We start from the raw sequence: 13,060 nt of genomic DNA, 5'->3' as shown, positions 1-13,060 counted from the left end.
GAAGGACGCAGTATGGCCAGCGGCACCGTGAAGTGGTTCAACTCCGAAAAGGGCTTCGGCTTCATCGCCCAGGACGGTGGTGGACCGGACGTCTTCGCTCACTACTCCAACATCTCCGGCAACGGCTACCGGGAGTTGGTCGAGGGGGAGACGGTCACATTCGACGTCACCCAGGGCCAGAAGGGCCCGCAGGCCGAGAACATCGTGCGCGGCTGACGCCCGCATCAGCCGTGGCGTCCCGCGTGGAGTGGCACGAGGGCTCGTCACCCGGGGGCCGCAGCCTCCACGCTGTCCCGCTACGCACGCCAGGGGCCCGGCACCAGCCGGGCCCCTGGCCCGTTGTACGCGTCGCGTGCTCCACGCTCCGCCGACCGGCGACACGCTCGGGTCCGCGCGTGACTGTCGCGGAAGGCTCAGCGGACTCGGTCGTTGACGAGGGCCAGAGTGCCGTGTTCGCCGGCGCTCTGGCTGGTGAGCGTCCCCAGCCCGCGGGCAGGCCGTCGTCGAAGAGGCGCGGCCCGCCGCCGAGGAAGAGCGGGAAGACCGTGAGCGCCAGCCGGTCGACCTGGCCAGCCGCCGGCAGTGCCTCGATGACGCTCGCGCTGGAGAGCACGAGGATGTCGCCACCGCCGGTGGCCCCTGAGGCCCGCGACCACCTCGCGGGTCGGCACCTTCCATGCCGATGCCGGTGGGCCAGAAACCCAGTAACCCCTCGGCGTTGACCCGGCCGAGCAAGCAGGGCCGTGGTCGCCGACTGCCAGAGGCTGGTGAGGTGGTCGCGGGCGGCGTCGGTCATCGCGTACGGCGTCACCCAGCCCATGTCCAGGGGTTGTCCGGTGCGGCGTAGGGTCCCGTCGAGGAGTATTTGAAGGGGTGAGTCGTCGGACAGGATGGGCTGGGTGACCACCGACACCCCCGACACCCCCGACCTCTGGCACCACTACGGCCGCGACCGCGCGGCCCGGGACCGTGCGGTTCCCGGCACCTTCCACTGGACCTGGGGCCAGGACGCCGGGCCCGGTCCCGAGGTGCTCGGTGACCTGCACGGGCGCCGTGTGGGCGACCTCGGCGCCGGAGCGGCCCGGCACGCGGCATACCTGACGGTCCATCACCGGCCCGCGCGGGTCGTCGCCCTCGACGCGTCGCCCGCCCAGCACGCCATGGCGACCGGCCTCTACGGCCACCTGGCCCCCCGCCTGGGCATCGTGCGGTCCGAGGTGGTGTCCCACCTCCGGGCGGCGCACGGCGCGTACGACGTGCTGTACAGCGTCTTCGGCGCACTGGACTTCACCGACCCGCGCGAGGCGCTGCCCGCGGCGGCCGCCTCCCTCGGACCCGGCGGACGGCTGGTGTTCGCCACTCTCGCCCACTACCCGGGCGGAGCACCCGCCCGGACCCGCGCGGTGGCTACCGCCATCCCGGCGAGGACGCCGGACGGCGAAGCCACCACGCTGCGCCGCTGGGTCCTCCAGGAGCACGTGTGGGCCGGGTTGCTCGAGGAAGCCGGGTTCACCGGCATCACCGTCGAACGGCTGCCTGCCGCCGCCGACGGGCCGCGTACCGCCGACACGCTGCTGGTGAGCGCGTGCCGCCCCGCCGGGGACGGGACCGTCTCCCCGCCACCGCCGGGCGCTGCCGGGACCCAGCGGCCCGGCCCCTGTGGTGGTCGGTCGCGGTCACGGCACTAGCCGAGCGTGAGCATCGCCTCGGCGACCTCGTCGGCCGCCGCGTCCGGGATCGCCGTGGCAACCGACTCCAGCAGGAGCAGCCGCGCCCCGGGGATCTCGCGCGCGATCGCCTCGCCGTTGCCCACGGGGAAGAACCGGTTACGGCGGCCGTGGACGACGAGCGTGGGGACCGCGATCCCGGGCAGGCGCTCGCGCCAGCGGGGTCCGCAGTCGAGCTTCGAGAACACCATGCCCACCTGGTTGGCCAGGTGGAGCGCGGGCGCGGTGCCGGGTGTGCGGTCCCAGACGCGTCCGGCGAGCTCGCGCGCGGCCGTGGGGTCGTCGCCGAGGATCTCCGCGCCGGCGGCGGCGAACTCCGCCACCGCCTCGCGGTCGGTCCAGTCGGGCGTCGGACGGGCGAACAGCCCGCGCATCGTCGCCCGGTCGTGGTCGGGCAGGTCGTCGTCGGGCGGGCCGGGGGCGACCGCGCGGGTGCCGACCAGGGTGAGCGCCGAGAAGGAGCCCGGATGGTCGAGCGCGGCGACCTGGGCGACCATCCCGCCGACGCCGATCCCCGCGAGGTGTGCGGGCCCGCCGCCGAGTGCGCCGGCGAGGGCCGCCGCGTCGGCGGCGAGGTCGCGCAGGGTGTAGGCGGGAGCCTCGGGGTCCGACGTCGTCGACTCGCCGCTGTCGCGCAGGTCGTAGCGCACGGCGCGGCGACCGCCGGCGGCGAGACGTTCGCACAGGGCGTCGGGCCACGAGAGCATCGTCGTCCCGCCCGCGAGCAGCACGAGGGGTGCGTCGTCGTCGCCGAACGACTCGACGCCCAGGGCGATTCCGTTGACGCTGACCGTGGTCATCGGATCACCGGGACGACGACGTGGGTCAGGTGCGTGGCGGCCGAGGGCGCGGGGGCGCTGATGAGAGAAGTCATGCCAGGACAGACGTCGATCGCCGCCCGGACTCATCGCTGCCCGCGCCGGTTCAGTGCTCGCAGAGGGAGAACTCCCGCTCGTACAGCTGCTCGTTGTGCTCGTCGACGAAGAACTTGCGTTCCCGCATGAGCTCTTCGCGATAGTGCCTGGCCTGCTCGAGCGTCATGGTCGAGGTGTCGGCCCACGGTTGCTGCGGTGGCACGTCGGAGGTCGAGACGATCCTCTCCGAGGGGTCGACCAGGAAGAACGCGAGGATCTTGCGATGTCCCGGGCGGGTGGGGTCCGCGAGCCGGAACGAGCCGACACGGTGTTGCAGGATGTTCGGGAACGCCAGACAGCGGCCTGCCGGGGTCGATGCGGATCCCAGTACCTGGTTCAGCGCGTCCTCGTCCTCCAGGCCGTAGACCTCGCGGAGCCCGTTGTCGTCGTTCTGCTCGTACCGCGGATCGTCGAGCGCCGCCCGGAAACTCAACCGGCTCTCGGTGATGTTCTCGCTGTCCCAGTAGTAGATGCAGGTCGAGACGATGCGCTCGTTCAGCATCCCCTCGACATGCCAGGAACCGCCGGGGTACTCGGGCTTGTCCGGGGTGAGGTGAACGGTGGCGAGCTTGACGATGACCTGGAGGCGGTGGCCGCGCAGGTCGATCCGGTCGGACGCGCCGGGCACCTCGGGCGGGGTGAAGGCCGGAGCGTCCGGGACGACCGGGCGGCGGTTCTCCCACCAGTCGTCCTGGGCCACCTCCCAGGCACGGAGTGCTTGCTCGTAGGCCTGCTCGTCACTGTAGGAGGACTTGAGCGGGTGCTCCGGCTCCGAGTCGTACCACCCGTAGGGATCGGCCTGGATCCGCAGCGGGCGCGGGTGGCGCAGATCGGTGAGCACGTTCTCCAGGAGGGGGCGTATGCGCGCGAACAGGTCCGGGAGGACGCGGGCCAGTTCGCGGTGCCTGTCGGGGTGGACGTTGTTGACGTACGAGCGGAAGGCGACATCGCCGTCGGCACTGACGTCGACGTCCGTCGGCAGCCACTGGAACCGCTCAGAGAACTCGTACTTCGAGTAGCGGTCCGTCGGGTTCCGCCACGTCTGCGCGGGTGCGCCGCTCACCTCCCTCACCAGGCAGAACAGGGACGGATGCACCAGGTCCAGCACCTGGCCGTCGGAGCCGGGATGCCAGTCCTGCTCCGCTTCGGGGACCTGCTCCAGCACCCGCACCGCCCGGCGCAGCCGGGATCCGAGCTCGTCGTCGACCAGCGTGTCCGACTGCCACACCCCGTCGACGGCGGACACCTCCATGCCGGTCCGTTCGTCCCGCAGCGCGGCGTAGTGCCCGAGTTCGGCGAGCACGTAGCGGACCTGCGCCTCGGTGAGGCCCTGGGCGACCGCTTCCCGTGTCCACCTGGCGACGATGCCGGGGTCGTTCATCTTGTCGGACCACCCCGGTTTCGCCCGGATGTGCGCGCTGCACCGCATCATCTGGAGTTCCCGCAGCGTTCGCGGCGCCGCGAACGACAGGGAACGGGCGGCGTGAAAAGGCAAGGGGAAAGCGGACAAGCCGGTCAAGGTCCTGGTCCTCCCGGTCGTGGTCAGGTGGCGGGAAGGATACGTGAGCGCACTGACAACGCGGCCCTGGTCAGGGGGCCTTCGGGTGATTCGCTCCAGCGGGTGGAGGAGGCCGGGATCCCCCCGGGCATCGAAGCTGCCGGCGCCACCTCGGCCACGCGGAGGACCGCTCCCGACGTCACCGCGCCCGCCGGCGCGGCCCGCGTCTTCCCCCGTCCCGCGCATCTCCGAGGCGCTCCGCACCCTGCGTCACCGCGCGCGCATCGTCCTCACCCACTACGGAGTACCCCGACGGGCCGGATTCCGACGAGTGCGGCCGCGGCCTGGGCATCGTCGCCGCTCTGTCCCTCCGGTCCGGGACGCGGATCGGTCCCGGGCGAACCGTTCGCTGGGCCGACCTGCCCGCCTGTTCCCGTGGCGCGCGCGCCGCCGCCTCCACCGCCGCCGGCGAGGACGCGACATGAGCGGACCGCACCCCGGCCTGGCGGCCGCTGGCCGTGCCTCTGCTGCGACGGCTCCCGTGCCGGGCCGGAAGGGGCGGAAGCGGTACCCGCGCCCGGACATGGAGGGTCCGTCGCCTACGGGTGGTCCGCCGACGGGCCGGTGCCGTCGTACGGCTCGTCCGGCGCCGGACGCTGGGGGAGGGCTTGTGCGCACCAGATCGTCTTGCCGTCGGTGGTGTGCCGGGTTCCCCATCCCTGGGTGAGCTGGGCGACGAGCAACAGGCCCCGGCCGCCCTCGTCGAAGACACGGGCCCGGCGCAGGTGCGGGGCGGTGTTGCTGCAGTCGGAGACCTCGCAGATCAGCGAGGCGTCACGGATCAGCCGCAGCCTGATCGGCGGTTCGCCGTATCTGATGGCGTTGGTGACCAGCTCGCTGACGACCAGCTCGGTGACGAAGGACGCCTCCTCCAGGCCCCAGGCGTCCACCTGGTCCACGGCGAACTTCCTGGCGAGCGGCACCTGGGCGGGGTCGGGCTCGACGTCCCAGTCGGCGACGTGCTGCGGATCGAGACCGTGCGTGCGCGCGAGCAGCAGGGCGGCGTCGTCGGTGCGGCGTGCGGGGAGCAGGGCATCCATCACCGTGTCGCACAGCGCCTCCAGGGACGTGACCGAGCGGCTCAGCACCCGCTGGAGTTCGGCGAGCCCCTGGTCGGCCTCGCGCTCGCGGCTCCCCACCAGGCCGTCGGTGTACAGGGCGAGCAGGCTGCCCTCCGGCAGTCGCAGCTCGGTGGCCTCGAAGGGCAGTCCGCCGATGCCGAGCGGCGGTCCGGGTTGTGCGGTCACCGCGGCCGTGGTGCCGTCCGGATGGATGATCAGCGGCAGGGGGTGGCCGGCGCTGGCCAGGGTGAGGCGTCGGGAGACGGGGTCGTAGACGGCGTACAGGCAGGTGGCGCCGGACTCACCGGTGGGCTGGAAGTGACTGCCGGGCCGGAGGTCGCTCGCCAGGTGGAGGACCAGGTCGTCCAGATGCGTCAGCAGTTCGTCGGGCGGCAGGTCGACGTCGGCGAGGGTGCGGACCGCCGTGCGCAGCCGGCCCATGCTGGCCGAGGCGTGCAGGCCGTGACCGACGACATCGCCCACGACCAGGGCGACACGGGCGCCGGACAGCGGAATGACGTCGAACCAGTCGCCGCCCACCTCCGTGCCGGTCCCGCCGGGCGAGTACCGGGACGCCACGTCGACCGACTCCTGGTCCGGCAGCCCCTGCGGCAGCAGGCTGCGTTGCAGGGTCAGCGCGGTCGTGCGCTCGCGCGAGTACCGGCGGGCGTTGTCGATGGCGACGGCCGCCTTGGCGGCCAGCTCCTCGGCGAGGATCAGGTCGTCGGCGGTGAACGCCTCGGGCCGGTCCAGGCGGCAGAAGGCGACGACGCCGAGCAGCGCGCCGCGCGCCCGGAGCGGCACGGTGATCCGGCCGGTCAGCCCTTCGGCGGCGAGGGACTCCTCGATCACCGGGTTGCCGGGCGGCCAGTGGGCGGGGTCCGCCGCGAGGCCGGGTCCGAAGGCCCACTCGCCGCCCTCACCGGGCTCGACGGCGAGTTCGACCGTGGACCTGCCGGTGGCCATGCAGCGGGCGGCGACCGAGCCGGGCGGGTGCGTGACCGGTGACGGGGGTCCCGGAGCCCGGCCGGTGTCCTCCGTCCTGCTGTGCCGGGCGGCACGGCTGAGTCCGGCCGTCTCGCCGGAGGTGAACGCGGACGCCGAGGGCGGTTCCTCTCCGCGCAGTACCTCGTCGAAGAGATCCACGCTGACGAGGTCGACGAAGACCGGCACCGGCGTGCGGGCCAGTTCCCGGGCGGTGCCGAGGACGTCGAGGGTGCGGCCGATCCCGCCGCTGGCCTCGTTGAGGATGAGCAGGCGTTGCCGAGCCCAGTACTCGGCGCTCATGTCGAACCCCCAGTTGGCGACCGCGCGAACCCTGCCGTCGCCGTCCCGGACGGGCCAGATGCTGGTGGCCCAGGCGTTGGCGTAGTTGCTGCCGCGAGGACGGAAGACGGTGATGAGACGCGCGGGCTCGCCCGTCCTCGCCACTTCGGCGAGCTTGTCGGTGTAGGGCTTGTCGTCCCTCTCGGGGAACAGCGTGCGGTCGAACTCGGGCAGCACCTCCCGGTACTGCCTGCCGAGCACCTGCTCCTCGGAGTGCGCTATCACCCGGCCGGACGAGGCGTTGATCCACAGGAAGCGCAGTTCGGGGTCGTACACGCCCAGAGCGAAGGGGCACTGCTCGAAGGCCCGGTCGGCGATCAGCGGGCGGCGCTCCCAGCGCTGGAAGGTCACCACGTGGCCCAGTGGCCGCCCGTCGGGGCCCGACAGGGGCTGAGCCGCTACGACGGCGTCCACGGTGGAGCCGTCCCTGTGGCGCACGGGGAGGGACCCGGCCGGACCGGTGCCCTGGTCCACGGGGAAGCCGGGCGGCGGGGCACCGGCCAGCAGGTCGGTCACCGGGCGGCCGACGGTGTCCTGCGCCGTCCAGCCCAGCACCGAGCGGCCCCCCTCGCTCCAGCCGCTCACGATGCCGTCCGCGTCCACCACTGCGACGGCAGTGGGAGCGTCCTGCTTGTCGGCCATCTCCACGCGCCACGCCTCCGTCCGGACAGCCATCCCGTCAGGGCTGGTCTCCAGCGGCTGCTTCCAGCCTAAATCGGCCCCCGCTCCACGGCGCTCCGGCCGCCGGCTCGCGTGCGCGGCACCGGCGGAAGACGGCGGGAGCCCGTTCCACCCGGGGGACAGAGCCCTCCAAGGGAGCCCGGTACGATCCGGTGAGCCACATGGGCATACGCGCGAGGCGGGTCGCCTCCCAGCGCCCCTCCGGTCGCTACCCGTCCAGCGCCCCTCCGGTCGCTGCCCGTCCCCTCCGCCCGGGAGACCTCGACGACGAGACCTTCGTCTCCACGCTCGCCGCCACGGCCGCGGACCAGCTGGGGGGAGGTGGGCGTGGTCGTCCTCTGCCGCGGACTCCAGCGGTCCGGCCCGCTCGCCGAGACCCACGGCCGACGACGCGCGCGACCTGCTCCACAGCACCTCGCCTGTCCGGGGTCGTCGTACGTCACGGGCGCCGTGCTGCCCGTGGACGGAGGCTACGCGGCCTGCTGAGCGCGTCGTGCCGGGTCCGGGGCGCCTGCGCGACGGCCGGCCCGGTCCGGAGGGTTCCTTTCGCGGCCCGTGCCTCGTCCGCCGCCGAAGAGCTCGCCTAGTGGCCGATCTCGTCCAGCTCGGCGAGGTCCTCGCCGGACAGCGCGAGTCCCGCGCCGGCGATGTTCTCGCGCAGGTGCGCCAGTGACGAGGTGCCGGGGATGAGCAGTATGTTCGGCGAGCGCTGCAGCAGCCAGGCCAGGGCGACCGACATCGGCGTCGACGCGAGCCGGTCGGCCACCGCGGAGAGCGCCGCGGACTGCAGCGGGGTGAAGCCGCCGAGCGGGAAGTACGGCACGTAGGCGATGTCCTCGGCGGCGAGGTGGTCGATCAGTTCGTCGTCGTGGCGGTGGGCGAGGTTGTACAGGTTCTGCACACACACGATCGGCGCGATCGTCCGTGCCTCGGCGACCTGTTCCGCGGTCGCGTTGCTCACTCCCAGGTGTCGGATCAGACCCTGTTGCCGGAGTTCGGCGAGGGTCTCGAAGGGCTCGGCGAGCGAGCCGGGCCGGGGGCCCTGGGCGTCGCCGAGCCGGAGGTTGACCACGTCGAGCGTGTCGAGGCCGAGGTCCTGCAGGTTCTCGTGGACGGCGCGGCGCAGCTCCGAGGGCCGCCGGGCGATGGGCCAGCCGCCCTGCGGGTCGCGGACCGCTCCGACCTTGGTCACGATGCGCAGCGATGCGGGATAGGGGTGCAGCGCTTCACGGATCAGCCGGTTGGTGACGCGGGGCCCGTAGGCGCCGGCGGTGTCGATGTGGGTGATCCCGCGGGCGGCGGCCTCCCGCAGGACGGCGATGGCGCCGTCGTGGTCGGCGGGCGGTCCCATGACCCCCGGGCCGGCGAGCTGCATGGCGCCGTAGCCGAAGCGTGTGACGGTCAGGTCACCCAGGAGCCAGGTGCCTCCGGGCAGTGCGGTCGCATGCGCGTCCATGGCCGAGTCCTCTTCCGTGGGACGGATGTCAGGGGGCGGGCTGCGTGTCACGTGGTCCGTGGCCTGCCGGGGCGCAACGTGGCCGTGCCGGCCGCGGACCCGGGTCCTCACTGCTCCGCCGCGGTCGATACTCACCCGCACGCGGGCGGCCCAGCCAATACCGAAACGGTGGCCGGTGATACCTGGCCGGTATCACCGGCTACGCTGCGCCCATGGAGACCTCGGAGCATCTGGAGACCCGCGAGCTCAGGTACTTCATGGCCGTGGCCGAGGAACTGCACTTCGGCCGCGCCGCCGAGCGCCTGGGCATGGCCCAGCCGCCTCTGTCCCGGGCCATCCAGCAGTTGGAACGGCGGCTCGGCGTCCGCCTGCTGGAGCGCAACCGCCGGGGTGTCGCCCTGACCGGTGCCGGTGACATGCTGCTGCACGAGGGCCGTGCGGCCCTCGACGCGATCACCGCAGCCGCGCGCCGCACCCGCCGCGCAGGCGGCGCCGACAGCGACGGCGGCCGCCGCAACCGGCTGGTGCTGGCGGTGAAGGCCGCCGCGTCGCACGAGCTGCTGCGCAAGCTCCTGGACGCCTACGCGGCCGAGCCCGACGCGGTCGAGGTCGAGGTGCTGCCGAGCGGCATGTGCGAGCAGGGGGACATGCTGCGCGACGGCCGTGCCGACGTGGCGCTCATGCATGCACCGTTCAACTCCCTCGCGGGGTTCGACAGCGAGGAACTGCTGACCGAAGGGCAGATCGCCATCCTGCCCGCCGGGCATCCCCTCGCCGCGCGCGGGAGTCTGTCCCTGGCCGAGGTCACCAGCATCCCGGACCTACCGCTCGCCCGCTGGTCCCGCCACGGCACCTCCGGCGCCGGCGAGGGCCCGGTGGTGCACGACCAGACCCAGCTGGCGCAGCTGATCGCCCTCGGACGCACCGTGGCGGTCTTCCCCGAATCCGCCCGGGCCTGGCTGTGGTCCGAGCACGCCGCCGTCCCGCTGGCCGACGCGCCCCCCGTCGTCACCCACATCGCCTGGCCGGCGCACAGCCGCTCCCTCGCCCTGGCGGGACTGGTCCGCACGGCCACACGGCTGTGAGCCCGGTGTCATGCCTTCGCTGGGCCATCGGCCCTTCCCGGGCGGGGAGACGAGAGGGGCACGGTGCGCCCCGTGGCGCCGCCAGGCGTTCCCCCGAGTGGGCCGTTCGGGCGGGGCCGAGCCGGGCACATGGAGTCCATGAACGACGACGCAAGCCGCATCCGGCTGGTGCAGACCGTGCTCGACAGCACCGACGCCCGCAAACTCGCCGAGTTCTACCGGTCCCTGCTGGGCCTCGCCTACGCGCCGGGGGACGAGCCGCCTCCGCCCGGCGAGCCGGACGAGCACGGCAGGGACTGGCTCGTCCTGCGTGATCCCGGCGGCGGACCGCAGCTCGCCTTCCAGCAGGTGGAGCGCCTGCGGGAGCCGGACTGGCCCGACGGACCGGTGCCCCAGCAGATGCATCTCGACCTGTGCGTCGCCTCGTTGGAGGAACTGCTGAACCAGCACGAGCGCGTGCTCGCCCTCGGCGGCAGGCTGCTCAGCAACCGGGACCGGCCGGATCCGGACGACGACGAGCGCTTCCGCGTCTACCGGGACCCCGAAGGCCACCCGTTCTGCATCTTCGTCACCGAGCGGGACACGTAACCCGGGAGGATTGTGAGGAACCCGGCGGGCGGGCCATGAGGGCACCGGCCGGCAGGGGCCCGCCGCCGAGGACTCGCCGAGCGGAGCACGGGTATCCGGTGCCCATGACGATGGGACACCTGCTCGTGGTCACGCCGGGCATCCGGGCCTACCGCGAGTACCTGCTGCAGTCGATCAGCCGCGACTTCCGTGTCCACCTGGTGCTGACCGGGACGCCCACGTGGGAACCGGCGTACACGGCCGGCCACACCGTGGTGCCGGACCTGGCCGACGTCGACGGCCTCGTGCGGGTCGCCCGGACGGTCGACGCCGAGGAGACGCTCGACGGCGTCATCTGCTGGGACGAGACCTGGATCGAGCAGACCGCGCAGGTGGCCGCCGCGCTCGGACTGCCGGGAGGCGACCTGCGGTGCGTCGGGCGCTGCCGGGACAAGTACCTCACCCGTGCGGCCCTGGACGCCGCCGGTGTGCCCCAGCCGCGCTCGGTCCTCGTCTCCGGGCGCGAGGAGGCCCTGGCGGTGGCCGGGGACATCGGCTACCCGGTCGTCGTCAAGCCGCGGGCCCTGGCCGGCAGTTTCGGCGTGGTGCGGGCCGACTCGCCCGCCGGCCTGGAGGAGGCCGTCGCGTTCACGGACGCGAGCGGCGCGTGGGCGCCCGACCTTCCGACCCACGAGCGCAACATCCTGGTCGAGGAGTTCGCCCGGGGACCGGAGATCAGCGTCGACAGCGTGGTCCACCGCGGCACGGTGACCCCCGTCTGCCTCGCCCGCAAGGAGGTCGGTTTCGCGCCCTACTTCGAGGAGACCGGGCACGTCGTCGACCCGTGGGACCCGCTGTGGTCCGATGGGGCACTGGCCGACGTCGTCGCGCGGACGCACGCCGCGCTGGACTTCACCGACGGAGTGACCCACACGGAGATCAGACTGACGCCGACCGGGCCCAAGGTCATCGAGGTCAACGCCCGGATCGGAGGGGGCATGATCCCGTTGCTGAACCTGATGGGCGGCGGCCCGGACCTCGCGCTCGCCGCCGCCGACGTCGCGTGCGGCAGACCACCGAGGCTGCGCACGGCCACCGCGGCGCGCCGGGTCGCCGCCATCCGCTTCTACTACCCGCCCGAGGACGACTCCGTCATCGCCGACGTCCGCTTCGAGCGGGCGGGACTGCCGGAGCAGGTGGTGCGCTGCGGCCCGCTGGCGGCGGCGGGAGACGTCAAGTCACCCCCGCCGCGCGGTCTGATGGACGGCCGGGTCGCCTACGCGATCGCCCTGGCCGCCGACGCGGACACCTGCCGCGCCGCGCTGGACAAGGCGGGGCACGCACTGCGGGTGGACGTGGGCTGAGGCCGCCGGTCCGGGGCCGGCCGCCGCCGGAGCACGACCCGCGGCCCGCTCAGGGCGTGCTCGTCGGCGTGGTGGCCCGGGCCTCCTCGGGGGGGCCGGGCCGGACAGCGTCGAGGCTGCGGACCGTGCGCAGCGGGGACAGGATCAGGAAGAGACTGGTGCTCAGCAGCCCCACGGTCCCCACCACCAGAGCCCCGCGCAGTCCCAGGTGGGTGCCCAGCCAGCCGCCGAGCAGCGCGCCGACCGGCTTCATGCCCAGGGCTACGAAGAGGTAGGCGGCGTTCGTGCGCCCCAGGAGCCGCTCCGGGGTCACCGTCTGGCGGATCGTCATGGTGTGCACGTTGCAGGCGGTGATGCCGAAGCCCTGCACGAAGAAGGCGACGGCGAGCAGGGGAGCCGCCCAGGTGCCGCGGTGCGCGACCGGCAGCAGCAGCGGGGCCAGATCGCCGATCACGGCGGCGATCACCAGGGTGCGGCCCAGGCCCACCCGGTGGGCGAGACGGTCGGTGAACGCCGCGCCGAGCAGTGCTCCCACGGCACCGACGGACAGCACGAAGCCCAGCGTGCCGGGGCTCATGCCGAGTTCCTTCACCGCGAACAGGGTGAGGATGGTCAGCACGATCTGCCAGCACAGGTTGTAACTCGCCGCCTCACCGAGCGTGGCCCGCAGGTAGGGGCTGGAGAAGGTGAAGCGGAAACCCTCCGTCACCTGGGAACGCAACGGCGCGGGATCGGCGCGGACGGCCTTCTCGCGCTTGCGGACCGCCGAGACGCCCAGCGCGGAGGCGAGGTACGAGACCGCGTCGACGAGCAGGGCGAACGGCGCCCCCACGACCTGCACCAGCGCCCCGCCCAGCCCCGGCCCGCCGATCTCCGCCACCGACTCGCTCGCCGTGAGGCGCGAGTTGGCGCCGGTCAGGTGTTCCGGCGGCACGATCGCCGGCAGGTACGAGCGGTAGGCGATGGTGAAGAACACCCGCGCCGTACCGGCCGCGCAGGCCAGCGCCAGCAGCCGGCCGAACGTCAATAAGTCCAGCGCCGCCAGCAGCGGAATGGCGCCGATCGGCAGCGCCTGCCCCAGGCTGGACAGGATCAGAACGCCCCGCCGCCGCCACCGGTCGACCAGGACGCCGACCGGCAGGCCGAGGACGACGTACGGGGCGAACGTCAGCGCGCCCAGCAACCCCAGCTGCCCCGGGGTGGCGTCGAGGGTGAGAACCGCGGTCAGTGGCATGGCCAGCTGGTACACCTGGGTCCCGACCAGCGAGGCGGTCTCGCCCGCCCAGACGAAGTTGAAGTCCCTGCGCCAGCCTTCGGCCAC

Annotated in this window: 11 protein-coding genes; 5 read left to right on the top strand and 6 right to left on the bottom strand. The window is 73.3% G+C overall.

Annotation, left to right across the window (positions count from 1 at the left end; translation table 11 throughout):
* Positions 1–12 precede the first annotated feature (12 nt).
* Positions 13–216: a cold-shock protein gene (locus AC07DA_RS18840; protein WP_014677112.1), complete on the top strand. Its 204-nt coding sequence runs from the start codon at positions 13–15 to the stop codon at positions 214–216.
* On the opposite strand, the gene AC07DA_RS18835 is transcribed toward AC07DA_RS18840, so the two are convergent.
* Positions 167–796 carry a dihydrofolate reductase family protein gene (locus AC07DA_RS18835; RefSeq protein WP_479129453.1) on the bottom strand — a complete coding sequence of 210 codons (630 nt, stop codon included), beginning with the start codon at positions 794–796 and terminating at the stop codon, positions 167–169. The two genes, AC07DA_RS18840 and AC07DA_RS18835, sit on opposite strands and share 50 nt — an antisense overlap.
* A 103-nt stretch (positions 797–899) precedes the next feature.
* Between AC07DA_RS18835 and AC07DA_RS18830 the strand changes: the two genes are divergently transcribed.
* A complete protein-coding gene (locus AC07DA_RS18830) occupies positions 900–1,688 on the top strand; it encodes a class I SAM-dependent methyltransferase (protein ID WP_479129278.1) in 789 nt (262 codons plus the stop codon).
* Here AC07DA_RS18830 and AC07DA_RS18825 read toward each other — a convergent pair.
* The 4 genes from AC07DA_RS18825 to AC07DA_RS18810 form a co-directional block, all read right to left on the bottom strand.
* The gene (locus AC07DA_RS18825) at positions 1,685–2,527 is read right to left on the bottom strand and encodes an alpha/beta fold hydrolase (RefSeq protein WP_479129277.1); all 843 of its coding nucleotides are present in this window, start codon (positions 2,525–2,527) and stop codon (positions 1,685–1,687) included. The genes AC07DA_RS18830 and AC07DA_RS18825 overlap by 4 nt on opposite strands.
* A gap of 124 nt (positions 2,528–2,651) precedes the next feature.
* On the bottom strand, positions 2,652–4,160 hold the full coding sequence (locus tag AC07DA_RS18820) for a DUF4246 domain-containing protein (protein ID WP_479129276.1): 1,509 nt from the start codon (positions 4,158–4,160) through the stop codon (positions 2,652–2,654).
* Between the two features lie 578 nt (positions 4,161–4,738).
* Positions 4,739–7,261 (bottom strand): SpoIIE family protein phosphatase, encoded by a 2,523-nt coding sequence (locus tag AC07DA_RS18815; protein WP_479129275.1) that lies wholly within the window; start codon positions 7,259–7,261, stop codon positions 4,739–4,741.
* A gap of 589 nt (positions 7,262–7,850) precedes the next feature.
* The gene (locus tag AC07DA_RS18810) at positions 7,851–8,723 is read right to left on the bottom strand and encodes an aldo/keto reductase family oxidoreductase (protein ID WP_479129274.1); all 873 of its coding nucleotides are present in this window, start codon (positions 8,721–8,723) and stop codon (positions 7,851–7,853) included.
* A 212-nt stretch (positions 8,724–8,935) separates the two neighbouring features.
* Between AC07DA_RS18810 and AC07DA_RS18805 the strand changes: the two genes are divergently transcribed.
* The 3 genes from AC07DA_RS18805 to AC07DA_RS18795 all read left to right on the top strand — a co-directional run bounded on the left by AC07DA_RS18805 (position 8,936) and on the right by AC07DA_RS18795 (position 11,739).
* Entirely contained in the window at positions 8,936–9,808 is an 873-nt protein-coding gene (locus AC07DA_RS18805; protein ID WP_479129273.1) for a LysR family transcriptional regulator, read from the top strand.
* A 138-nt stretch (positions 9,809–9,946) separates the two neighbouring features.
* Positions 9,947–10,396 carry a VOC family protein gene (locus AC07DA_RS18800; protein WP_479129272.1) on the top strand — a complete coding sequence of 150 codons (450 nt, stop codon included), beginning with the start codon at positions 9,947–9,949 and terminating at the stop codon, positions 10,394–10,396.
* Between the two features lie 104 nt (positions 10,397–10,500).
* Positions 10,501–11,739 (top strand): ATP-grasp domain-containing protein, encoded by a 1,239-nt coding sequence (locus AC07DA_RS18795; RefSeq protein WP_479129271.1) that lies wholly within the window; start codon positions 10,501–10,503, stop codon positions 11,737–11,739.
* 49 nt (positions 11,740–11,788) lie between these two features.
* On the opposite strand, the gene AC07DA_RS18790 is transcribed toward AC07DA_RS18795, so the two are convergent.
* The gene (locus AC07DA_RS18790; protein ID WP_479129270.1) at positions 11,789–13,060 is read right to left on the bottom strand and encodes an MFS transporter; all 1,272 of its coding nucleotides are present in this window, start codon (positions 13,058–13,060) and stop codon (positions 11,789–11,791) included.

Source organism: Streptomyces sp. NPDC044921, assembly GCF_056432865.1.
The sequence above is the reverse complement of the archived record's forward strand: the minus strand, read 5'-3'. Positions and strand labels throughout refer to the sequence as shown.